Origin of the sequence: Labilibaculum sp. DW002 (assembly GCF_029029525.1) — a bacterium.
Taxonomy (GTDB): Bacteria; Bacteroidota; Bacteroidia; order Bacteroidales; family Marinifilaceae; genus Paralabilibaculum; species Paralabilibaculum antarcticum.
The window spans coordinates 276,942-300,371 of the sequence record NZ_JAKJSC010000001.1 but is presented as its reverse complement, the minus strand read 5'-3'; the positions used below and the strand labels follow the sequence as shown (position 1 = coordinate 300,371).

Below are 23,430 nucleotides of genomic sequence, written 5' to 3'. Positions count from 1 at the left end.
TATTTGATATCATTTCGACAAAAAATAGATCATCAATTTAGGCTTGTATCTAAATAATTTTCGTTATTTTAATGCTACGATTCAAAATTTGGAAGAAAAAATTCCAAATTAATTAATATTATTTATGAAATTTTAAAGACCTACTATATGGACTCAAAATTTTCACCCCGTGTAAAAGATGTCCTTTCTTTAAGCAAAGATGAAGCCGAAAGATTAGGAAACAGTGCCATTGGTACTGAACATCTATTTTTAGGGATTCTGCGTGAAGGTGAAGGTGTTGCTGTCGACATCCTCATTTCTTTGGGCGTTGATCTTTACGACATTCGAAAAAACATAGAAAAAAATCTTAAGTCTGATGCTATTTCAGAATTGGACCAAAACAATATTCCTCTGCAAAAATCAGCTGAACGTGTTTTGAAATTAATTTATCTGGAAGCCAAAGCTTTAAAGAACCAAACCATTGACACTAGTCATTTATTGTTAGCCATTTTGAAAGATGAAAAAAGCTTGGTTACGCAGGTATTGGAAGACAACACCATAGATTACAACAAAGTAAAAGGGAATTTAAAAACTCTTTTCCCAAAAGCACAGGCAGATTATCCTCCAGAAGATCGCGAAGATAAAGGTGGCGTTTCAGGTGGAGACTCTAAAAGAACTGCAGCAAGGGGAAAATCAAATACACCTGTTCTCGATAATTTTGGAGTTGATATCACTCAGGCGGCTGAAGAAGGAACTTTAGATCCAATTGTAGGTCGTGAGACTGAAATTGAGCGCCTGGCACAAATACTTAGTCGTAGAAAGAAAAACAATCCAATTCTAATTGGTGAACCTGGCGTAGGTAAATCTGCTATTGTTGAGGGCTTGGCCCTTAGAATTACTCAAAGAAAGGTTTCTCGTGTTCTTTTCGACAAAAGAGTTGTGACACTCGACTTAGCTTCTATTGTTGCGGGTACGAAATATAGAGGTCAATTTGAAGAAAGAATGAAAGCTATTCTTAATGAATTGGCTAAAACAACTGATATCATTCTATTTATCGACGAAATTCACACCATAGTTGGTGCTGGTGGCGCTACAGGCTCACTTGATGCTGCTAATATGCTGAAACCAGCTTTAGCTCGAGGCGAGATTCAATGTATAGGTGCAACAACACTGGATGAGTACCGCCAGAATATTGAAAAAGATGGTGCATTAGAGCGTCGATTCCAGAAAATTCTGGTTGAGCCAACATCCATTGATGAAACAATATCAATATTGAATAATATCAAAGAAAAATACGAAGATCATCACAATGTCTTTTATACACCTGATGCAATTGAAGCTTGTGTAAAGCTAACAACACGATATGTAAGTGATCGTCATCTTCCTGACAAAGCTATTGATGCTCTTGATGAAGCTGGTTCACGAGTTCATATCTCGAACATCAATGTTCCTGTTATCATTGAGGAGCTTGAAAAGAAAATTGAGGAGACTCGTCAGAATAAAATAAAAGCCGTTAAAGCTCAAAAATTTGAACTCGCCGCTAGCTTTAGAGATAAAGAAAAGAACTTTTCTGAAGATTTAGAACGTGAGAAAGAGAAGTGGGAAAAAGATTTAAGTACACAAAAGGAAAAAGTTGCAGAAGAAAATATAGCTGAAGTAGTTGCTATGATGACCGGAGTTCCGGTAAAGCGAATCGCGCAAGCAGAAGGCTCTCGCCTACTTCAAATGAGTAATCAACTTCAAGGCAAAGTAATTGGACAAGATGATGCCATCGGAAAAATTGTTAAAGCCATTCAAAGAAACCGTGCTGGATTAAAAGATCCTAACAAACCAATTGGTTCATTCATCTTTTTAGGTCCTACCGGTGTGGGTAAAACACAATTAGCTAAAGTTTTATCAGAATATCTATTCGATAGTTCTGAAGCTCTTATTCGTATCGATATGAGTGAGTATATGGAGAAGTTCGCTGTCTCTCGTTTGGTAGGTGCACCTCCAGGATATGTAGGTTATGAAGAAGGTGGTCAATTAACGGAAAAAGTTCGTCGTAAGCCTTATTCTGTAGTACTCCTGGATGAAATTGAAAAAGCTCATCCTGATGTATTTAATATTCTGCTTCAATTACTTGACGATGGTCAATTGACCGACTCTTTAGGCCGTAAAGTTGATTTTAAAAACTGTATTGTCATCATGACATCTAATATTGGTTCCCGGGAATTGAAGGATTTTGGCAAGGGTATTGGTTTTCAGTCAAAATCTTCCGGAGATAGCGATTATGCAAATAGTATCATTCAAAAAGCCCTTCGCAAGGCCTTTGCTCCTGAATTCATCAATCGTGTAGATGATCTGATCATGTTTAACTCATTAAGCGAAGAACATATTCATAAGATTATTGACATTGAATTAAAAGGCCTTTATGGTCGTATTGAAGAACTTGGCTTTAAAATTAAAATATCTGGTGCAGCTAAAGATTTCATTGCGCAAAAAGGCTACGATGTTCAATATGGAGCACGACCTTTAAAAAGAGCTATTCAAAAATACCTCGAGGATGAAATGGCTGAAGTCATTATTAAAGCCTCACTTACCGAAGGCGATACCATTTCGGTCGGTTTAGATAAGAATAAAAGTAAGATCATCACTAAGATCTTGAAACAAAATAAGGAAGTAGAATAAATAAAAGCCGGAAGTAATTTCCGGCTTTTATTTATTTCTATTTGTTATTTTTATTTAGACAAAATTGAAAACAATTATTATCTTTGGTTTAAACAACAATAAATTAAAATTATGAATAAAAATAGTAATAAAATTGCCTTTGCAGGCAACCCAATGACTCTAGTAGGATCAGAAATAAAAAAAGGTGACAAAGCAGAAAATTTCACTGCTCTTAATCAAGGTTTAGCTCCTGTTTCTCTTTCCGATTTCGATGGAAAAGTTAAGATTCTTTCTATTTTTCCTTCTGTTGATACCGGCGTTTGTTCAGCTCAAGCTCACCGCTTTAACAAAGAGGCTTCTAATTTAGGTGAGAATGTACAAATCATCACTTTGTCTAACGATCTACCATTTGCTTTAGGACGTTTTTGTGGTGCTGAAGGTATTGAAAATTTAATCACGCTTTCAGATCACAAAGAAATGGATTTCGGATATAAGTATGGATTCGCCATTGAAGAATTACGTTTATTGACTCGTGGCGTAGTAGTTATTGACAAGGAAAATACAATTCAATACGTAGAATATGTTCCTGAAGTAACTGACGAACCAAATTACGAAGCTGCATTAGAAGTCGCTAAGAAATTGGTTTAATAATCATTAATGATATGAACTTAAAAAGCTCCATTATGGGGCTTTTTTTAAATACACAATATGTACTTATTTTTTGATACGGAAACAACAGGTCTTCCCAAGCGTTGGAATGCCCCAGTTACTGATTTAGACAATTGGCCTAGGCTTGTTCAGCTAGCATGGCTGCTTTACGACAGTAGGAATCAGGAAATTAAACGAGCAAATAGAATAATTATTCCAGAAGGATTTATTATTCCGACAGAAGCCTCGAATGTGCATGGAATTTCTACGGAAAGAGCCATCGAAGAAGGAGTTGATTTATCTGAAGCTTTAAACGAATTCAGCCAAGTTTTAAACGAAGCAGATTTTCTTATTGCCCACAATATTAGCTTTGATGAAGTAATAATGGGTGCTGAATTTTTAAGAAAAGACACAAATAGCAGGTTAATTGACATTCCTAAAATATGCACCATGAAAACCACTACCAACATTTGCCAAATTCCGGGTAAATATGGTTATAAATGGCCTAACTTAACAGAACTTCATCAGCATTTATTCCAGAAAGGATTCGATGGCGCTCACGATGCACTTGCTGATGTTAAGGCATGTGCCGATTGTTTCTTTGAACTGAAAAAAACAGGAATGTACCAAGAACAGGGAAGTTTATTTTAATAAAAAAGGCAGATCAAACGATCTGCCTTTCCTTTTTATATTATCTCTGCAAAGAGATCGTAATCTTCAAAATCATTAATTTTAACAGTATAAAATTCACCAATATTTAATTGATTTCCATCAACAGGAATCAAAACCTCTGGATCTACCTCGTAAGAGTCAAATTCCGTTCTTCCGTAATAATAATCTCCTTCCTTGCGATCAATTACAATTTTCAACTCTTCCCCTACTCTTTTCTCGTTTACATCATACGAAATACCTTGCTGTAAAAGCATAATCTCCTCTTTTCTACTTTCTTTAAGCTCCAAAGGTATATTATCTTCGTAATTTATGGCGGCGTAAGTATCATCCTCATCAGAATATGGAAAAACACCTAAACGCTCAAATTTCATTTCTTTCACAAAATCTTTCAAGTCTTCCATATCTGCTTCTGTCTCTCCCGGATGACCAACCAACATGGTTGTACGCAAAGTAATACCAGGAACTTCTTCTCTAATATGATTAATCAACTCAACTGTTCTTTCACGATTAATTCCACGACGCATTAGCGAGAGCATATGATCACTTGAATGCTGAAGAGCAATATCCAAATAACGACATACCTTTGGATTCTCACGCATTACTTTTAAAATATCGTACGGGAATTGTGTTGGGTATGCGTAGTGTAGTTTTATCCACTCCAAGCCTTCAAGCTCTGAAAGCTTCTCAACCAGATCAGCTAACATCGATTTGCCATACAAGTCGTGACCATAGTAAGATAAATCCTGAGCAATAACCAAAAATTCTTTCACGCCAGTAGCAGCAAGATTTTTCGCTTCTTCTACAATTTCCTCTATAGGACGAGAAATATGCTTCCCGGTAATAATAGGAATCGCACAATATGAACACGAACGATTACAGCCCTCAGAAATTTTCAGATAAGCAAAATGCTTAGGTGTGGTAATCATTCTCATATTAGAGAAGTCAGGTTTATACTCCTTATTCAATTCTTTAACAATTGACTTCCACTCGAACTTTCCAAAAAACTTATCAACTTCCGGAATCTCTACTGCTAAGTCATCACGATAACGTTCAGATAAGCAGCCCATCACAAAAAGTGTATCAATTACACCTGCTTTCTTAGCATCGGCATATTGCAAAATCATATCGATAGACTCCTCCTTAGCATCACCAATAAAGCCACAAGTGTTAATAATTATGGTGCGTGCATCGCTACTATCTTCATCACAGCTCACCTGAAATTGGTTTGCATCCAACTGCTTCATCAAAAGTTCCGTATCCACAAGATTCTTAGAACAACCTAAACTAACGATGTTGATTTTTGTCTGATTCATATATCGTTTTCCTTTTGTAGACTTTATTTTTGGCAAAAATAAGAGAAAAAACTCTTTTTCCCATTTGAATTTGAGATATTAAATCTCCGAAATAAAAAAGGCTGCCTTTTAAGACAGCCTAGATGCTATATTATTTATGAAATTCTCTAATTAAAAAGCGAATCTACAAATTCATCTCGATTAAAAACCTGAAGATCAGTCATTGCTTCACCAATTCCAATGTATTTTACAGGAATCTTAAATTGATCGGAAACGCCAATAACAACACCACCTTTGGCAGTACCATCAAGTTTCGTAATAGCCAATGCATTTACTTCAGTAGCCAGAGTAAATTGTTTAGCTTGTTCAAAAGCATTCTGTCCCGTAGAACCATCTAAAACCAAAAGTATTTCATGAGGTGCATCAGGAATAACACGATCCATGACACGTTTGATCTTACTCAACTCATTCATCAAGTTAATCTTATTGTGAAGACGGCCTGCAGTATCAATGATTACCACATCTACACCATCTTTTTTTGCTTGAGTTAATGTTTCGAAAGCTACAGAGGCAGGATCTGCTCCCATTCCCTGATCTACAACAGGAACCTGTACTCTATCTGCCCAAATATGTAACTGGTCAACAGCTGCCGCACGGAAAGTATCTGCTGCACCTAACATCACCTTACGTCCCGACTGTTTAAATTGATGAGCCAACTTACCAATGGTTGTTGTTTTCCCAACACCATTTACACCAACAACCATTATTACATATGGGTTATCAGATTTTGGTAATTCCCAAGCATCATATTCGCCTTTGTTGTTCTCTTGCAACAAGCCAGAAATCTCTTCTTTAAGAATACGATTCAACTCTGATGTTCCAAGAAATTTATCTTCTTCAACACGTTTTTCAATTCTTTCAATAATTCGAACAGTTGTATCAACCCCCACATCAGATGAGATCAAGATCTCTTCCAACTCATCTAAAACTTCTTCGTCAACTTTCGATTTACCTACAACAGCTCGCGACAACTTTTTAAATACGCTATCCTTAGTTTTTGCAAGTCCTTTATCTAGATTTTCTTTTTTCGATTTCGAAAAAATGCCAAATAATCCCATAGTACATTATACAGTTTAGGTCCGCTAAATTACAAAAAAATGAACTGACAAGCAATTAACAATAAATGAATTAAACTGAAAGATTAAAGTAATACCTTAAGATACTAAAAAAGCTTCCTAATCAAATTAGGAAGCTTTTAAAATTCAGTGATATATGAATTGTCTTTACTTTTTAGCAAAGAAATCTTTTACGTCAGCGTTAGGAACAATTTCTTCTTTAAAAGAATATGATCCAGTTTTAGGCGACTTAACCATCTTGATTACTTTAGCGTAACCACGACCTTCACCTTTTTGTAAGGATGCTACTACTTTCTTAGCCATAACTTATATTATTTAATTTCTCTGTGAAGAGTAACTTTTTTCAAAATTCTATTATACTTCTTCAACTCCATACGATCAGGAGTATTTTTCTTGTTCTTAGTAGTAATGTATCTTGAAGTTCCAGGCATTCCACTATCTTTATGCTCAGTACACTCAAGAATCACTTGTACTCTATTACCTTTTTTAGCCATTTTATATGCCTTTTAATATTTTTTAATAAATCCTTTTTCTTGAGCTTTTTTCAAAGCACCCTGAACACCTAATTTGTTAATTAGACGTACACCGGCAGCAGAAATTCTTAATTCAATCCAGCGATCTTCCTCAGGAAGATAGAACTTCTTATCGAATAGATTTGGATAAAATCTTCTTTTAGTTCTTCTTTTAGAGTGAGAAACGTTATTTCCCACCATCACGCTCTTTCCAGTAATTTGACAAACTCTTGACATAGTCCAGATTATTTTTTTTCCTTAAATGCTTTTCAAACAGTGCGCAAAATACGCAATAATTTTCTGAAAAATCAAATTATTTCACAACTTTTTACAGATATATTTTAATGTGCTCATATTTGCGATAAGCATTACAAACACAACAGCTGTCATATTTACAATATGCCTTTTCTTACAAACAATAAGATCATTTATTTTACAGACTTTTAAATGAACTCAATAAGCGGGTACAAAAATAAAAAAATCCCTCTAATAATAGAGGGATTTTGATCTAAAAACAATAAATATCTTTATTCTTCATTCAAAGATTGAAATCCTTTTCCAATAATCTCATTAGCTTCAGTAACATTTACAAAAGCTTCCGGATCTACTTCTTTAATATGTAGTTTAAGAATCTCTAATTCTCTACGACTCATTACTGAGTAAACCATTTTTCTATCCTCACCAGAATAAGCACCAGTTCCCTGAAAAATAGTTGCTCCACGTTTAAGGTCATTCTTAATTTTATCAGCAATAGATTCGAAGTGGTCAGAAACAATCATAACAGTTTTATGGTAACTAGCACCACTTACTACCATATCGATAATCTTACCTTCAATATAAATAATGATTAATGAATAAATGGCAAATTCCCATCCGATAGCACCTGTTTCTGTAGGCTGAATCAGTGTGAACATTACAATGATACCATCAACAATCATAACCAACTTACCTAGAGACATCTTAGTAAATTTCGCTAAAATCATTGCTATAATATCAGATCCTCCTGATGTTGCACGTGATTTAAAGATAAGACCTATAGAAATGCCGTAAAATACACCAGCAACGATAGAATTCAACATTGGATCAAGAATAACCTTAGGGTAACCAATAGAAACATAAGTTTCCATAATCCATACAGTAATCAAAATTATCGCAATACTTACAATTGTCTTAATTCCGAATCGAGGACCCAAAATAATTGTACCCAAAATCACCAATGGAATCTCCATAGCAAACGTACAATAACTAATTTTCCAGTTAAACATTGTGTTTAGAACTGTAGCGATACCATAAACACCTCCTGGTGCCAATTTGTAAGGAACCACAAATAAAATGTCAGAAACAGCGAAGATAATACTACCTAGGATAAGGTAAGCATAAGCAGAAAGCCATTCGTTTGACAAAAATTTCTCTTTAGTAATAAAAGCCATTTTTTAATCGTTAGTTTAAGTGTTTAAAATTTCGCCGACAAAAATAGATTCACGCATTGTAATTACAAGAAAAATCATGAAAAATCGTACGTTCGCAACACACTGTATTTCAATACAAAAGTTGAATTGGGATTATTTTTTTTAACATGTTTTCCAAAAAAAGAAAAAAAAGACGTCAATTTTTCACTTATGAAAATGCTTCGATGATCATTCCTCCTGAAATAGATATACATAAATACGATCCTAAACAAAGCTTATTTATTGTCTTATGATAATCGTCATTAAAATTTGGCAAAAAAAATAGCTGTTCTATAAAAGAACAGCTATTGTATGATTGTATTTGAATCTATTTTAGTCCACTTCGTTTCAATAATGGTGCAATAGATGGTTCTTCTCCTCTGAATCGTTTATAAAGATCCATAGGGTGTTCACTCCCCCCTTTTTCCAATACATTCTCTCTGAAAGAATCAGCTATTTCTTTATTGTAAATTCCATTTTGTTTAAAGGCATCAAAAGCGTCTGCATCCAACACTTCTGCCCATTTGTAGCCATAATAACCTGCTGCATACCCTCCAGCAAAAATATGTGAAAATGCAGGGCTCATACAGCTACTCTCAACCTTATCAAACAATTCTGTAGATGACATTGCCTTATCCTCAAATTCGGCAACAGATGACACAACCGGCTCTGAAACACTGTGCCAAGCCATATCATTTAAACCAAAACTAATCTGGCGAATAAAGGCATAACCCTGATGAAAATTACCACTATCAATTATTTTCTGAACCAAATCGGCAGGAATCTTCTCACCTGTTTTGTAATGTTTGGCAACCTTATCTAACCATTCTTTCTCAAAGGCGTAATTCTCCATAAACTGAGAAGGTAGCTCCACAAAGTCGCGATAAACACTAGTTCCTGATAAACTTGGATACGCACATTGTGAAAGCATACCATGCAAGGCATGTCCAAACTCGTGCAAGAATGTGGTTACTTCACCAAAACTCAATAGAGAGGGCTTCGTTTCAGTTGGACGTGTGAAATTACACACGATAGAAATATGTGGGCGATGATCTTTACCATCTTTTTTATATTGATCTACGAATGAAGTCATCCAGGCACCGCCTTGTTTTGAATTTCGAGGATGAAAATCAGTATATAATAGTGAAATGAATTCACCATTAGCATCAAACACTTCGAAAACTTCAACTTCCTTATGATATTTTGACAAATTAGAATTTACTTTAAATTCAAGGCCGTAAAGACGAGTCGCTAAATCAAAAATACCAGCCTTCACTTTTTCAAGTTCAAAATACGGACGGGTTAATTCATCATTAACCTGATACTTTTCTGTCTTTAGCTTTTCTGCATAATATGCCCAATCCCAACGTTGCAATTCAAAATTGGCTCCAAGTTTTTTTGCATATTCTTGCAATTCTTTAAACTCTTCCTTCGCTTTAGGCATCGAAGCTTCAAGTAGTTCATTTAGGAAATCAACACATTGCTTGCTTTCTTTGCCATTCTTTCCTCTAAAACAAAGTCCGCATAAGATGCATAACCAAATAGCTTCACTTTTTTAAGTCGTAATTCAACAATACGCTTCACAATTTTTTGATTGTCGTGTTGATCATTGAAACAGCGTGAAGAGTAAGCATTAAACATTTCCTTTCGCAATGATCGAACATCTGAATATTGCATAAAAGGAACATAACTAGGAAACTGAAGGGTAAATACCCATCCATCTAATTCTTTTTCTTTTGCAGCAGCTTTTGCTGCTTCTACTATTCCATCAGGAAGTCCTGACAACTCTTCTTTGTTGGTAATGTGAAGTTTAAAATCATTCGTTGCAGCTAATACATTTTCTCCAAACTCAAGACTTAATTTTGATAATTCTTTGGAAATTTCACGAATTTGCTCCTTTTGCTCTTTATTCAAATTGGCCCCAGACCTAACAAATGATTTGTACCTATCCGTTAATAGCTTTTCTTCTTCTAAGGTAAGACCAAGCTCTTCTTTTTGTCTGTAAACTACTTTAACCCTTTCAAAAAGCTTTTCGTTCATGATAATATCATTCGAAAACTCTGTTAACATAGGAGATACTTCTCGTGCTAATGCTTGCATTTCATCGTTGGTATGAGCATGATTCAGATTGAAAAATACAGAAGCAACACGATCTAATTGATGTCCTGTATATTCTAGAGCTTCTATTGTATTTTTAAATGTTGCCTTATCTGAATTTTCAGCGATCTGATCGATTTCAAATCTAGCATTTTCAATACCCTTTGTAAAAGCTGGTAAAAAATGCTCCTGCTTAATTAATTCAAAAGGTGCCGATCCATAAGGTGTTTTAAATTCTTCTAATAATGGATTTGTATGTATAGTCATATTTGTTTTTATTTAGATTAAGAACAAAGATATAAAATTGAAGATTCAATCAATCCTGAAAAAAATGGAATCTTTTGAAAAAATGATCAAAACACTCCTAAAAAGTCGTATAAATTCTGAATATCAATTAATTAACACTAATATACCATTCGACATTTAGTTAAAATGAAGTCTATGCAAACCTTTCCATTGTCGCCACAACAATCACAATATCAAGGCGCAAGGCTATTTCTCATGAATATTCACTATATTTGAATTAGTTTAAACAGGGGGATTAGTAATAATCTAGCGTTACAGAAATGAGAAACAAAAATTTGCATATCAAAAAGAATTACCAAACAGAAGCAAGAATGTATTTCTATGCATCTAATTTGTCGTATTCTCCTCTACGTCTACCATCCCATCCCATGGGGTATTTCCCTATGCGCTAATAGAGTATCCAAATACTCTTGTCTTTCCTTTAGAACAAGGAAGGCATTTCAATTTAATTACTTTTAATTATATACGAAGCTCGAGAACTCACCTCTTGCTTAGCGATGCTATATATTATTATATCATGAAAAGAATTTGCATTAAAATAGGCTCTAATGTTCTCACAAAAGAAAATGGAGAATTAAACACTTCCAGAATTAAAAATATTGTATTTCAGATTTCAGAATTACATAAAAAGGGTTTCCAATGTATTCTAGTATCTTCAGGTGCTGTGGCTGCAGGAAAAAGCAAGCTTAGTTTGTCTGAAAAACTAGATACTGTTTCTGCTAGACAAATTTGGTCTTCTGTTGGACAAGTGGAACTTTTAAATATGTACTCTTCATTTTTAAAGGAATTTAAAATAGAGTGTGCTCAAGTTTTGGTTACCAAGCAAGATTTTAGAACAAGGGAACATTATTTAAACATGAAAAATTGTTTAAATTCCCTTTTAACCAACAGCATACTCCCAATTGTAAATGAAAATGATGCTGTTTCGGTTACTGCTCTAATGTTTACTGATAATGACGAACTATCTGGTTTAATTGCATCGATGATGGATGTTGAAGCACTGTATTTATTGAGTAATATTAATGGAATCTACACAGGAAATCCAGAAGATGATGATTCAGAATTACTATCTACTGTAAATGGAGATATTAATCGTTTAAAACAATTCATTACAACAAAAAAATCCAATTTTGGAAGAGGTGGAATGCTCACAAAATGCAGCATTGCAGGAAGAGTAGCGAAATCTGGTATTCCAGTTCATATTGCAAATGGTGGCGTAGATAATATTTTGTTGAATTTAATCAACTCTCCAAATGAGGTAATGCACACAAGCTTTACAGCTAGCAAAAAAGCATCAACAGTAAAACAATGGCTTGCAGGCTCTGATGGATTTGAAAAAGCGAGGCTAATTATTAACAAAGGAGCTGAAGATGCCTTATTATCTGCCGAGGCGACTAGCTTATTACCAATAGGCTTAATTGAAATACTAGGTGAATTTGAAAAAGGTGATATCATTAAAATCGTTGGACAATCGGGAAAGGTTATTGGTCTTGGAAAAACACAATACAACAAAGAAAAAGCAAGTAAATATATTGGGAAATCAGGAGCTAAACCTTTAGTACACTACGATTATCTTTTCCTATACTAAATTTTCAATAGATATTGTTGAATCTCTTAAATCAAAATAAAATGAATTGCACAGAACAACTATATAAAGTAAAGGAAGCTTCTAGAAGCATGTGTTTACTTGAATCTGATAAAATTAATACAGTATTACAACAACTTGCTCTATCGCTACGAGAAGCCAAGAATCTTATCATTGTAGAAAATAAGAAAGATTTAGCCAAAATGTCGATACAAGATCCAAAATACGACAGACTTTTACTTAATGGAGAAAGAATTGATGGAATTGCGAATGATATTGAAAACACATTACAGCTTCCTTCACCATTAGGGAAAGAATTATCTAATAAAACGCTTGACAATCAACTTGAAATAAAAAAGATAAGTGTTCCATTAGGTACAATTGGGGTTATTTACGAAGCACGTCCTAATGTAACACTTGATGTATTTGCCTTGTGCTTTAAGTCAGGTAATGCTTGTGTACTTAAAGGAGGTAGCGATGCTGAACATTCGAATAAGGCTTTGGTATCTTTAATAAAAGCTACACTCGATCGTTTTGAAATAAATTCAGATATTATTCAATTGCTACCTCCAGAAAGAGAAGCAGCCAAAGAACTAATGAACGCTGTTGGCTTTGTTGATGTGTTAATTCCAAGAGGTTCACAAAATCTAATTAATTCTGTACGTCAGAATTCTAAAGTACCCGTAATTGAAACTGGAGCCGGAATTGTCCATACCTATTTTGATAAAGATGGAGATTTAAACAAAGGAATTGACATCATATTTAATGCAAAAACAAGGCGTGTTAGTGTTTGTAATGCTCTTGACTGCTTAATTATTCACAAAGATAGGATAGCTGACTTACCTAGTTTAACAAATAAGTTGCAAGATAAGCAGGTTGAAATATTTGCAGATGAAATAGCATATGCTGCAATTAAAGAATCCTATCCTAAGTCATTACTTAACAAAACAGATAAAAATTCGTTTGGCACTGAATTTTTGAGCCATAAAATGTCGATTAAAACGGTTGATAATTTTGAGGACGCAATCAATCACATTTATCGTTACAGTTCAAAACACAGTGAAGCTATCATTAGCGAAAATAGTAAGACTATTAATATCTTCACTTCTGTTGTTGATGCTGCAGCAATTTATTCAAATACATCCACAGCTTTTACAGATGGAGCTCAATTTGGTTTAGGTGCAGAGATTGGAATCAGCACTCAAAAATTACATGCGAGAGGGCCAATGGCTTTAGAGGAATTAACATCCTACAAATGGATCATTACTGGAGATGGACAAATTAGAGAGTAGACTTTAATTTAAGAAATAGACTAATCCAATCAATTTAAATTGATTGGATTTTTCATATCCCTTTACAGCATTTCATAAGTTTTTCTATGATTTGTGCTGACATTATCATATATTCGAATGAAAAATCACGAAATCTTACGCTAGTAAAAAACTACCATTGATTAGATTTAATAAACAGCTACAATTTTAAATGATTATTAATATTCAAGCGGTATTATTTTAATGATTAAAATCATCATTATATACACGAAAGAATCAAATCCTTACATGAGACGCCTCTGCGTCATTTATTAGAACTATATGAATATTAAGTAAACAGAGGATCAACTTCATTATTTTGCACTGTTCACTAAGAGTGCGAATGGCATGAATTATACTTTCAATAAATACTTCGCAGGCATAATCCGTTATTATTGATATAAAATCAGTAAATCTCTTTACCGATCTACTTTTAGAAAAATAGTTAGGCCTCTCACAATATTTTCCATTCAGATTCAATTAGAACGCCTTACGCCCTATCATTAAATCATCTTTTTACTTACATTTGGTGACCCAAATATTAAAGCAAAATAATGGAACAAAAACTTTCCTTTTATATAGATCGAGTTAATGCATTTACAAATCAAATCTCTGATCTAAGAAAACAGAATAGAATACTGTCATTCTTTCGTCTTACCAGTGCTGTAGGAGCACTTGTATTGTTTTATGTATTTCTATCCTATTCTGTTGCAATTGCAAGTGCTATTGCGATAACATTAGCTGCTATGCTGGTTTATTTTGTAAGAAAATACAACCGAAACAGTAAAAACATAAAAAGGTTAAAAACCTTACTAACGATTAATGAGAATGAAATTTCTTGTTTAAAGACTCGACATAGTGATCTTTTTTACGATGGAGAAGAATACGCAGACCAAAACCACTCCTACTCTTCCGATCTGGATATTTTTGGACAACATTCCTTATTTCAATTAATGAATCGTAGTGTCACTAAAATTGGTAATAACATTTTAGCTAACTGGCTTTCTAAGCAATCAACAAATGAGGAAATTAAAATAAGACAAAATGCAGTAAAGGAATTATCTGATAAAATTGATTGGAGACAAGATATCACTCAATATGGGCTAACCAGTAATCTAAAAAATGATGACCCTAACTTTGTTATTAGCTGGGGAAAGAAAGCATCCCCATTTCACGGAAATAAATTACTCTTCATCACAATAATAGTAATGCCTTTGCTATCCTTAGGAGCCTTAATTTATTCTTTTATTGGATCTCAGGCGCCAATCATTATCATGGTGCTTGTTAGTATCGTAATTCACTACTTTAATCATAGCAAAGTTAATCTGGCTCATGAACAAACAGCCAAAAGAGGTAAAATGCTTAAGACCTATTCTTATATCATTAAAACATTCGAAAAAGAGAATTGGAGTTCTGACAAACTGAGTGCTTTAAAAAATCAATTTGCGAGCAAAGGTCGGGCTACATCAAAAAAAATAGATCAGTTAACAAAGCTAATAGAGTTACTTGACCAACGTTTAAACATTGCTGTTCAAATCATGATTAACCTTTTGTTCTTTTATGAGCTACATCTTCTATTTAGAATAGATCGTTGGAAACAAAAGCATGGAAGTGAAACAGAGCAATGGTTTTCTGCAATTGGAGAAATTGAAGCTTTATCAAGCATCGCGAACCTTAGTTTTAATCACGAAGATTGGTGCTTTCCCACTATTTCTGAAAAACATTTTGAATTAGATTTAAAAGAAGCTGGACACCCTATGATTGATCAGCAAAAAAGAGTTAACAATGATTACTCATTAATTGGCCCAGGATGCGTTCACATTGTTACTGGATCTAATATGGCTGGCAAAAGCACATTTTTAAGAACTGTTGGTGTAAATATCGTAATGGCTCTTACAGGCGCACCAGTTTGTGCAAATAAAATGATTGTTTCGAATGTAGAAGTAAACACTTCCATGAGAATAAAAGACTCAATTGAAGATAATGAATCATCGTTTTACGCCGAATTAAAAAGAATACAGCAAGTTATTGAGAAAGTAAATAAAAAAGAAAATACATTACTTCTATTGGATGAGATTTTAAGAGGAACGAACTCGAAAGACAAGTCTACTGGATCGAGAGCACTTATTAAGCAGCTAATTAAATATGACGCGGTTGCCATGGTTGCAACGCATGATCTTGAGTTATCTGACTTAGAAGAACAACTTCCTGGGCAGATTGAAAATAAATTCTTCGACATACAAATTGATGGAGAACAACTTTATTTTGATTACAAGGTGAGAAATGGTGTTTGCAAAACCTTTAATGCTCCAATTTTAATGAGAAAAATGGGAATAGATATGGATATCTTGCTAGAAAAATAAGACAGATAGGCACTGAAAAAAAGAAAAGCCGAATCTTTACAGATTCGGCTTTTTCTATATTTTAAATTTTTTAAGCTTCTGGCTTTATTTTGAAAGATCGTATAAAAAAGAACAAACCAATTAAAACAAATGGAAGACTTAACCATTGTCCCATATTTAAAGCCATACCTTCTTCAAAAGCTTCCTGATTTTCTTTAATAAACTCAATAAAGAAACGAGCTGTGAAAATCAATATGAAAAAAGCTCCGAATAGCCTTCCACTATATTGTTTTGCATTTGTTTTCCAATACATAAAGAACAATACAACAAAGGAGATAAGATAGCAAATTGCTTCGTACAATTGCGCTGGATGTCTTGGTGCCAGAGGTTCAAATATTGAAGCTCTTACGAATTGAAATCCCCACTCAGAGTGAGTTTGAGTTCCAATAATCTCAGAATTCATCAGGTTACCCGTACGAATAAAGAATCCAGCCAATGCTACAGGAATAGCAACTCTATCAAGTACCCATAAAATAGATTTCTTACTCACCTTTTTCGAATAGAAATAAAGTGCGGCTAAAATTCCAATTGTTGCACCATGAGAGGCTAATCCTCCATGCCAGATCTTTAAAATTTCAGCAGGGTGTTGAGAATAAAATTCCCAACCGTAAAAAATCACATGACCTAATCGTGCACCAATTACGGTAGCAATTAAGGTATACATAAAAAGCTTCTCAAGCCACTCTAAAGGAATGCCTTCCTTTTTAAACATTCGCTCAACAAGTTGATATCCCAGTAAAAAACCAAGAGCAAATAGTAAACCATACCATCGTACAGCAATAGGGCCAATTTTAAATATTTCAGGATCTACATCCCAAAGGATTGATAGTAGCATAGTTGTTATTTTAAGTGTGCATTACTAAAACAGTAAATGGATTGTTCTTATAACAGAACAATCCATGTGAATTTAGTATGTTTTTTTTATTTATGAAAATTAAGCTGGAATTCCTTTACCGTGGCATTGCTTAAATTTCTTACCACTACCACAAGGACAAGGTTCGTTACGACCTACTTTTTGAACATTACGAACTGGTTCCATCTTTTTAGGTTCAGCTTTTTCACCACCACGACCCATTTCTTCTTTGGTCGTTTTCAAATTGCTCATATCTGTCCTTTTACGCTCTTCAGCTTGTCTTACTTCTTCAGGATCAGACAATGGAATGTGTCCTTTCATTAAGCTACTGATAACGCTTTTGTTTACACCTTCGACCATCGACTTGAACAAGTTGAAAGATTCAAATTTATAAATCAATAGTGGATCTTTTTGCTCGTAAGATGCATTCTGAACCGATTGTTTCAAGTCATCCATCTCACGTAGATGCTCTTTCCATGAATCGTCAATTGTTGCCAGAATAGCTACTTTTTCGTAGGCACGAACCAATTCTTCCGCTTCTGTTTCGTAAGCTTTCTTCAAGTTAGTTACAACCTGGAAATTCTTCGTTCCATCAGAAATAGGCACAACAATATTCTCGTACATTTCTGATTTTGTTTCATAAACATCTTTGATTACAGGATAAGCTTGCTTGCTAATTGTCTCAACTTTACGTCTATGAGCATCTAAAACAATTTCATGTAACTTGCTTGATATATCCTCCGGCTTTTCTTTCATGAACTCTTCCTCAGTAACAGGAGATTCAATTGAAAGTACACGAATTAGTTCCAGTTTGAAATCTTCGAAATCTCCACCATGGTATTCATTAACCACCGCTTCGCAAACATCGAACATCATATTAGCAATATCAACCTGAATACGCTCACCAAATAAAGCATGACGACGACGCTTATAAATGACTTCACGTTGAGAGTTCATAACATCATCATATTCAAGCAAACGCTTACGAATACCGAAGTTATTCTCTTCAACTTTCTTCTGAGCTCTTTCAATAGATTTAGAAATCATTGAGTGCTGAATCACTTCACCATCCTCAATACCCATTCTATCCATCAACTTCACAATACGATCTGAGCTAAACAGACGCATCAAATCATCCTCAAGAGAAACAAAGAACTGAGAAGAACCAACATCTCCCTGACGACCGGCACGACCACGTAACTGACGGTCGACACGACGAGAATCGTGACGCTCTGTACCAATAATCGCAAGACCACCGGCAGCTTTCACCTCATCGCTCAATTTAATATCGGTACCACGACCCGCCATATTGGTTGCAATCGTTACGGTTCCTTTATAACCTGCTTCGGCAACAATATCTGCCTCACGCTGGTGTAATTTTGCATTCAGTACATTGTGTTTAATGCCTCTTAGTTTCAACATTCGGCTCAAAAGTTCCGAAATCTCAACCGAAGTTGTACCCACAAGAACCGGACGACCTGCTTTTACAAGCTCTCCAATTTCATCGATAACTGCATTGTACTTCTCACGCTTCGTCTTATAAACTAAATCTTCTCTATCATCACGAGAAATAGGACGGTTTGTTGGAATAACAACCACATCCAACTTATAGATATCCCACAATTCACCCGCTTCAGTTTCTGCTGTACCTGTCATACCCGAAAGCTTGTGGTACATTCTAAAGTAGTTCTGAAGTGTAATGGTTGCAAAAGTCTGTGTTGCAGCCTCAACCTTCACACTTTCCTTTGCTTCAATCGCTTGATGTAATCCATCGGAATAACGACGACCTTCCATAATACGCCCCGTCTGCTCATCAACGATCTTGACCTTACCATCCATAAGAACATACTCAACATCCTTCTCGAAAAGTGAATAGGCTTTTAATAACTGGTTTACGGTATGTACACGCTCAGATTTAACCGCATAGCTTTGGATCATCTCATCCTTAGTTTTCAGCTTCTCTTCATCAGACATGTCCGATTTCTCGATAACTGCAACTTCTGATCCAATATCCGGAAGAACAAAGAATGACGAATCATCACTATCGTCCGTAATCAAATCGATACCAATATCAGTTAACTCAATAGAGTTTTGCTTCTCATCAATAACAAAATACAAGTCATCTGTAATGATGTGCATGTTTTTGTTATTCTCTTGCATGTAGAAGTTCTCAGTCTTCAACAATAAAGCTTTATTTCCTTGCTCACTTAAGAATTTAATAAGTGGCTTCATTTTTGGCATCCCTTTGAAAGTTCTAAGCAATAACTTAGCGCCTTCTTCCAGCTCCTTCTTATCCTCGCTCTTTAATAAACGCTTCGCATCGGTGAACATTTTCATCACCAAATCAGTCTGCGCTTTAGCCAATTTCTGCACCTTAGGCTTTAGCTCATCGTATAACTGATGCTCTCCTCTAGGAACAGGACCAGAAATAATCAATGGCGTACGAGCATCATCAACTAATACCGAGTCAACCTCATCGACGATTGAATAGTTATGACGACGCTGAACCAAATCTTTAGGATTGGTTGCCATATTATCACGTAGGTAATCGAAGCCAAACTCATTGTTTGTACCGAAAGTAATATCGCAAGCATAAGCTGTACGTCGCTCATCTGAATTAGGTGTATGCTTATCGATACAATCTACTGACAAACCGTGGAATTGGTAAATAGGTCCCATCCACTCCGAGTCACGTTTTGCCAGATAGTCATTCACGGTAATAACATGAACACCACGACCTGTTAATGCATTTAAGAATACCGGAAGGGTTGCAACAAGGGTTTTACCCTCACCAGTCGCCATCTCAGCAATTTTACCTTGGTGAAGTACAATACCACCAATCAACTGAACATCGTAGTGAACCATATTCCATGTAATTTCTGTACCCCCTGCTAGCCATGAATTGAAATACACCGCTTTTTCTCCGTCAATTTGCACATTATCGTAATGTGGCGCTAAATCTCTGTCAAACTGAGAAGCAGTAACTTCCAATTCATCATTCTCAGTAAATCTACGAGCTGTATCCTTAACAACAGCAAAAGCCGTTGGAAGAATTTGATCTAAAACCTCTTCAATCTTATCATCAATATCCGACTCAATCTTATCTATTTTATCGTATATTTCTTCCTTTTCATTAACAGAAAGCTTACCATTTTCAATCTTCTCTTTCAAGCTTGAAACTTCATCTTTTTCAGCTTGAATATGATCTTGTATTTTTTGCTTTAACTTATCTGACTCTCCACGAAGTTCATCAGTTGTAAGTTGCGTAATCCTATCGTATTCTAATTTAATTTGTCCTAAATATGGACTCAACTCTTTAAGGTCTCTATCTGCCTTATTGCCAAACAGTTTACCTAATGCACTATCTATAAAACCCATTTTGTGTTTATTGATTTCAATATGAATAAACGCCCTCGATGCAATGCGTCGAAAACTCAATATATTTATGATGTAATAATTTCTTGTCTGAACGACAAATTGGTAAGAATTAGCTTAATACAGGTGCTCTAACCCGAAAATCACCATCCAGAATAGTCGAGATGTAAACTTCTGGTGCAAGTTTGAAGCATTGAAAGTCTTCCAAAATTGGCACACTTTCTACGTCAATGTCTTGATTTAAAGGTGGAAATTTTGGTAAGTTTTGAAGTAAAGAAACTTCATTCGTAGTATGAATAGAAGATCCAGTAAAGTGATCCTGTTCAACTTGAACAAGAATTGGTGATGAATAAGCTTCATCAATATTATCAACATGATCGGCATACCATTCGGCAAACAGTTGCTGATCGATAGCAAACTCCTGACCATTGGCCGTTGGAACTGCTGCCGCACAACCTGTGAGCACACAAAAAACTACTATGAGATACCTGTTCATGTCCATTGAGACCAAAAGTAGAAATTTTTATTGATTTAACACCTTTACATCATAAAAAAAAGCCCCACTATGTGAGGCTTTCAAATATTGAATGGTTTAAAATCCTTAAGCTTTTGTTGTATCAATAAAAACTCTTGATCTGAATTCTTTATCCATCATGTAGAGACCATTACCTTGGCAACCAATCATTTTTAACTGATCGATAATCTCACCAACTCCAGCCTCTTCTTCTACTTGCTCGTCAACAAACCACTGCAAGAAATTAACTGTTGCGTGATCTTTCTCTGCAATAGCAACATTAACACACTCGTTAATTAAGCTTGTTACTTTCTCTTCGTGCTTTAATGTTTCTTCATAAATGTTTAAAACACCATCCCACTCCGAAGGCACTTCAGCAATTGGTTCAAGAATAACTCTTCCACCACGCTCATTTACAAAATCTAACATTTTCATAGCATGTGAAGTCTCTTCTTCGAACTGAACTTTCATCCAATTTGAGAATCCCGACATGCCATTTGTATTAAAATAGTTAGACATTGATAAGTAAAAGTATGCAGACCAAAATTCAGCATTAATCTGCTCATTCAAGATCTTCTCTACATTTTTATTTAAAGCCATAATAATATTTTTAGTGTATTCTAATTTTACCCAAAAATAAGAAGAATTAAGTGAATGCAGCAGAAATGCTAATGTAGATTGATTCTATTTTGCATATACTGTAAAATCACATTCCTAAATTTGATCCTAAAAAATGTTAAGATCATCGAGTAAGTATATTTTTTATTAATAATTTTCTTTGATAGTTCAAAAATCTAGCTTAGGTTTGCACAATGTAAACTGATTTTGATTATTTAGTATACTTATATGAAAATAGGTGATAAGAATATAGAAAAAGTGGTATTGAATTGCACAAAGACTCTCCTTCTGCAATCTGGAGTTAAGGGATGGAACATGGATGATTTGGCAAGAGAATGCGGTATGTCTAAAAGAACCCTTTATAAGATCATAGGCAATAAAGAAGACTTATTATACAAATGTTATTCTGATAACATGGACATAGTCATCAATTCCTTTAAAACCTACTCCGAGCAAGATAAGGATTACCATACTTTACTTGAAAACATGGCGAATCAACAAATTGAACATGTTGAGGAATTTATCATTGTCAATTTTAAAACGATTAAAACTGAATACCCCAGAATAGAAGCTATGATTCACGAGAAACTAATTACTCGAAGAAGTATGCTTATTGATTTTTTAGAAGAAGGGAAAGCCATGGGGTATATACATGAGAGTGTCGAATCTCGAGTAATTACCAACATTGTGAGTGCATTAATGGAGTTCAATATCAATATGTGCAAAACTAAAACAGAATTTGAATCTAAAATTAGAGAGGAATTGAAATATATCTTCTCCTCCATTCAGAAAAGATAGTGCAGTAAAACTAAATCGCAGCATTAGGAAACAAACAGCAAATAGTCAGCTGCTTGTTCCCTATTTTTTTCAACGACAAGTAAACTACTTACACTCTTTTAGTTTACATTGACAACATATAAATAACAAATATTTTAAACTAAAGATTAATAATGAAACAATTAAGAAATGCCTGTTGCTTACTAATCATACTACTTAACGTAGTAAGTTGCAAAGAAGAAGCGAAGAAAAAAACATACCTACGATCGGTACGGGTGATTGAAACAAAATTAAGTTCAGAGCAAAATAACAACACTGTTGTTCCTGCTAGTATTCATGAAAAGAGAGAAACCAAACTTGCCTTTAGAGTAAAAGGACCACTCGTTAAGTTGAATGATATTATTGGTGATTTCGTATCAAAAGGTGATGTAATTGCAAAAATAGATCCTCGTGACTATAAAATTGCCTTAGAGGCGACACAAGCTTCTTATAAACTCGCCAGTGCCGAATATGATCGCTATAAGACATTGTTGGAACAGGAAAGTGTTGCTGAGAGTACTTTCGATCAAATTGAATCGAACTATACTTCAGCTAAAACTGCTTATGAGTCTGCAAAAAATGCATTGAATGATACTGATTTAAGAGCCCCATTTGCAGGATATATCAACAACACTTTTGTAAATAATTATGAGGAAGTAAATCCTGGCCAAGGGATCGTTTCATTAATTGACTTATCTAAATTTGAGGTTAAAGCATCGATTTCATTAGAAGATTTATCCAAAATTAAAGAGGGTACTAAGTTTAATTGCCTTGTTGAACGTAGTGGTGAAAAACTTCGTCTTCCTGGCAGATTAAAAGAAATTGGGCATAAAACCAGCTCATCAAAACAATCATACCCTATTTCTATTTTAATTGATGTACCAGAAAATATTAAGCTACGAGCAGGAGTTACTGCCTATTTGGAAATTTGCGAAAGCAATACTGATTCGAATTCCTTTCTGCAAGTGCCTATTTCCTGCGTATTCTCAAAAAAAGATAAAACACTTGTATGGATTTACAATGAAAAAACCGAACAAGTATCTGCCAAGGAAGTTCGTAAAGGACAAATCCTATCGGATGATATGATTCTAATAGAAAAAGGCTTAAAAGGTGGTGAATTTATCGTTAAAACAGGAGTACATTTTTTAAGCGAAGGACAAAAGGTTAAAAAATTGGAAGCATTCTCAAAAACAAACATAGGTAATAAATTGTAGTAAA

General features: G+C 34.7%; 18 protein-coding genes and 1 pseudogene. 8 read left to right on the top strand and 11 right to left on the bottom strand.

Annotated elements, in window-relative coordinates; all coding sequences use genetic code 11:
* Positions 1-147 precede the first annotated feature (147 nt).
* The 3 genes from L3049_RS01275 to L3049_RS01265 all read left to right on the top strand — a co-directional run bounded on the left by L3049_RS01275 (position 148) and on the right by L3049_RS01265 (position 3,927).
* Positions 148-2,649 carry an ATP-dependent Clp protease ATP-binding subunit gene (locus L3049_RS01275; protein WP_275107960.1) on the top strand — a complete coding sequence of 834 codons (2,502 nt, stop codon included), beginning with the start codon at positions 148-150 and terminating at the stop codon, positions 2,647-2,649.
* Positions 2,650-2,760: 111 nt separating this feature from the next.
* A complete protein-coding gene (gene tpx, locus L3049_RS01270) occupies positions 2,761-3,276 on the top strand; it encodes a thiol peroxidase (protein ID WP_275107959.1) in 516 nt (171 codons plus the stop codon).
* Positions 3,277-3,336: 60 nt separating this feature from the next.
* The gene (locus L3049_RS01265; protein ID WP_275107958.1) at positions 3,337-3,927 is read left to right on the top strand and encodes a 3'-5' exonuclease; all 591 of its coding nucleotides are present in this window, start codon (positions 3,337-3,339) and stop codon (positions 3,925-3,927) included.
* A 35-nt stretch (positions 3,928-3,962) separates the two neighbouring features.
* Here the strand turns inward: L3049_RS01265 and rimO are convergent, their stop codons facing one another.
* From rimO to L3049_RS01230, 7 genes and pseudogenes are all read right to left on the bottom strand, one after another.
* Positions 3,963-5,261, bottom strand: coding sequence for a 30S ribosomal protein S12 methylthiotransferase RimO (rimO, locus tag L3049_RS01260; RefSeq protein WP_275107957.1), 1,299 nt, complete (start codon positions 5,259-5,261; stop codon positions 3,963-3,965).
* A 146-nt stretch (positions 5,262-5,407) separates the two neighbouring features.
* Positions 5,408-6,358 carry a signal recognition particle-docking protein FtsY gene (ftsY, locus tag L3049_RS01255; protein ID WP_275107956.1) on the bottom strand — a complete coding sequence of 317 codons (951 nt, stop codon included), beginning with the start codon at positions 6,356-6,358 and terminating at the stop codon, positions 5,408-5,410.
* 165 nt (positions 6,359-6,523) lie between these two features.
* Positions 6,524-6,679: a DUF4295 domain-containing protein gene (locus L3049_RS01250; protein WP_275107955.1), complete on the bottom strand. Its 156-nt coding sequence runs from the start codon at positions 6,677-6,679 to the stop codon at positions 6,524-6,526.
* A gap of 8 nt (positions 6,680-6,687) precedes the next feature.
* Positions 6,688-6,870, bottom strand: a complete 183-nt coding sequence (gene rpmG / locus L3049_RS01245; protein WP_125032072.1) for a 50S ribosomal protein L33 — start codon at positions 6,868-6,870, stop codon at positions 6,688-6,690.
* Positions 6,871-6,882: 12 nt separating this feature from the next.
* Positions 6,883-7,125: a 50S ribosomal protein L28 gene (gene rpmB, locus L3049_RS01240; RefSeq protein WP_125032071.1), complete on the bottom strand. Its 243-nt coding sequence runs from the start codon at positions 7,123-7,125 to the stop codon at positions 6,883-6,885.
* Positions 7,126-7,415: 290 nt separating this feature from the next.
* The gene (locus L3049_RS01235) at positions 7,416-8,318 is read right to left on the bottom strand and encodes a YitT family protein (RefSeq protein ID WP_275107954.1); all 903 of its coding nucleotides are present in this window, start codon (positions 8,316-8,318) and stop codon (positions 7,416-7,418) included.
* A gap of 346 nt (positions 8,319-8,664) precedes the next feature.
* Positions 8,665-9,977: pseudogene (locus L3049_RS01230) on the bottom strand (M3 family metallopeptidase).
* A gap of 1,279 nt (positions 9,978-11,256) precedes the next feature.
* Here L3049_RS01230 and proB point away from each other — a divergent pair.
* The 3 genes from proB (at position 11,257) to L3049_RS01215 (ending at position 15,997) form a co-directional block, all read left to right on the top strand.
* Positions 11,257-12,327 carry a glutamate 5-kinase gene (gene proB / locus L3049_RS01225; RefSeq protein WP_275107953.1) on the top strand — a complete coding sequence of 357 codons (1,071 nt, stop codon included), beginning with the start codon at positions 11,257-11,259 and terminating at the stop codon, positions 12,325-12,327.
* A gap of 41 nt (positions 12,328-12,368) precedes the next feature.
* The gene (locus L3049_RS01220; RefSeq protein WP_275107952.1) at positions 12,369-13,616 is read left to right on the top strand and encodes a glutamate-5-semialdehyde dehydrogenase; all 1,248 of its coding nucleotides are present in this window, start codon (positions 12,369-12,371) and stop codon (positions 13,614-13,616) included.
* A 572-nt stretch (positions 13,617-14,188) separates the two neighbouring features.
* Positions 14,189-15,997, top strand: coding sequence for a MutS-related protein (locus tag L3049_RS01215; protein ID WP_275107951.1), 1,809 nt, complete (start codon positions 14,189-14,191; stop codon positions 15,995-15,997).
* Between the two features lie 70 nt (positions 15,998-16,067).
* Here the strand turns inward: L3049_RS01215 and lgt are convergent, their stop codons facing one another.
* From lgt to L3049_RS01195, 4 genes are all read right to left on the bottom strand, one after another.
* The gene (gene lgt / locus L3049_RS01210; protein ID WP_275107950.1) at positions 16,068-16,871 is read right to left on the bottom strand and encodes a prolipoprotein diacylglyceryl transferase; all 804 of its coding nucleotides are present in this window, start codon (positions 16,869-16,871) and stop codon (positions 16,068-16,070) included.
* Between the two features lie 99 nt (positions 16,872-16,970).
* The gene (secA, locus tag L3049_RS01205) at positions 16,971-20,267 is read right to left on the bottom strand and encodes a preprotein translocase subunit SecA (protein ID WP_275107949.1); all 3,297 of its coding nucleotides are present in this window, start codon (positions 20,265-20,267) and stop codon (positions 16,971-16,973) included.
* Positions 20,268-20,376: 109 nt separating this feature from the next.
* Complete coding sequence (locus tag L3049_RS01200; RefSeq protein WP_275107948.1) at positions 20,377-20,730, bottom strand: hypothetical protein; 354 nt, start codon at positions 20,728-20,730, stop codon at positions 20,377-20,379.
* A gap of 135 nt (positions 20,731-20,865) precedes the next feature.
* A complete protein-coding gene (locus L3049_RS01195) occupies positions 20,866-21,378 on the bottom strand; it encodes a ferritin (protein WP_275107947.1) in 513 nt (170 codons plus the stop codon).
* Positions 21,379-21,624: 246 nt separating this feature from the next.
* Here L3049_RS01195 and L3049_RS01190 point away from each other — a divergent pair, with 246 nt between their 5' ends.
* Together L3049_RS01190 and L3049_RS01185 are read left to right on the top strand one after the other, a co-directional pair.
* Positions 21,625-22,194 (top strand): TetR/AcrR family transcriptional regulator, encoded by a 570-nt coding sequence (locus L3049_RS01190; RefSeq protein WP_275107946.1) that lies wholly within the window; start codon positions 21,625-21,627, stop codon positions 22,192-22,194.
* A 152-nt stretch (positions 22,195-22,346) separates the two neighbouring features.
* A complete protein-coding gene (locus L3049_RS01185) occupies positions 22,347-23,426 on the top strand; it encodes an efflux RND transporter periplasmic adaptor subunit (protein ID WP_275107945.1) in 1,080 nt (359 codons plus the stop codon).
* The last annotated feature ends 4 nt before the right edge of the window (positions 23,427-23,430 follow it).

Bases quoted from the DNA above. Each gene is read 5' to 3' on its own strand.
- L3049_RS01275 (WP_275107960.1), top strand. From the start codon at position 148: ATGGACTCAAAATTTTCACCCCGTGTAAAAGATGTCCTTTCTTTAAGC.
- tpx (WP_275107959.1), top strand. From the start codon at position 2,761: ATGAATAAAAATAGTAATAAAATTGCCTTTGCAGGCAACCCAATGACT.
- L3049_RS01265 (WP_275107958.1), top strand. From the start codon at position 3,337: ATGTACTTATTTTTTGATACGGAAACAACAGGTCTTCCCAAGCGTTGG.
- rimO (WP_275107957.1), bottom strand. From the start codon at position 5,261: ATGAATCAGACAAAAATCAACATCGTTAGTTTAGGTTGTTCTAAGAAT.
- ftsY (WP_275107956.1), bottom strand. From the start codon at position 6,358: ATGGGATTATTTGGCATTTTTTCGAAATCGAAAAAAGAAAATCTAGAT.
- L3049_RS01250 (WP_275107955.1), bottom strand. From the start codon at position 6,679: ATGGCTAAGAAAGTAGTAGCATCCTTACAAAAAGGTGAAGGTCGTGGT.
- rpmG (WP_125032072.1), bottom strand. From the start codon at position 6,870: ATGGCTAAAAAAGGTAATAGAGTACAAGTGATTCTTGAGTGTACTGAG.
- rpmB (WP_125032071.1), bottom strand. From the start codon at position 7,125: ATGTCAAGAGTTTGTCAAATTACTGGAAAGAGCGTGATGGTGGGAAAT.
- L3049_RS01235 (WP_275107954.1), bottom strand. From the start codon at position 8,318: ATGGCTTTTATTACTAAAGAGAAATTTTTGTCAAACGAATGGCTTTCT.
- proB (WP_275107953.1), top strand. From the start codon at position 11,257: ATGAAAAGAATTTGCATTAAAATAGGCTCTAATGTTCTCACAAAAGAA.
- L3049_RS01220 (WP_275107952.1), top strand. From the start codon at position 12,369: ATGAATTGCACAGAACAACTATATAAAGTAAAGGAAGCTTCTAGAAGC.
- L3049_RS01215 (WP_275107951.1), top strand. From the start codon at position 14,189: ATGGAACAAAAACTTTCCTTTTATATAGATCGAGTTAATGCATTTACA.
- lgt (WP_275107950.1), bottom strand. From the start codon at position 16,871: ATGCTACTATCAATCCTTTGGGATGTAGATCCTGAAATATTTAAAATT.
- secA (WP_275107949.1), bottom strand. From the start codon at position 20,267: ATGGGTTTTATAGATAGTGCATTAGGTAAACTGTTTGGCAATAAGGCA.
- L3049_RS01195 (WP_275107947.1), bottom strand. From the start codon at position 21,378: ATGGCTTTAAATAAAAATGTAGAGAAGATCTTGAATGAGCAGATTAAT.
- L3049_RS01190 (WP_275107946.1), top strand. From the start codon at position 21,625: ATGAAAATAGGTGATAAGAATATAGAAAAAGTGGTATTGAATTGCACA.
- L3049_RS01185 (WP_275107945.1), top strand. From the start codon at position 22,347: ATGAAACAATTAAGAAATGCCTGTTGCTTACTAATCATACTACTTAAC.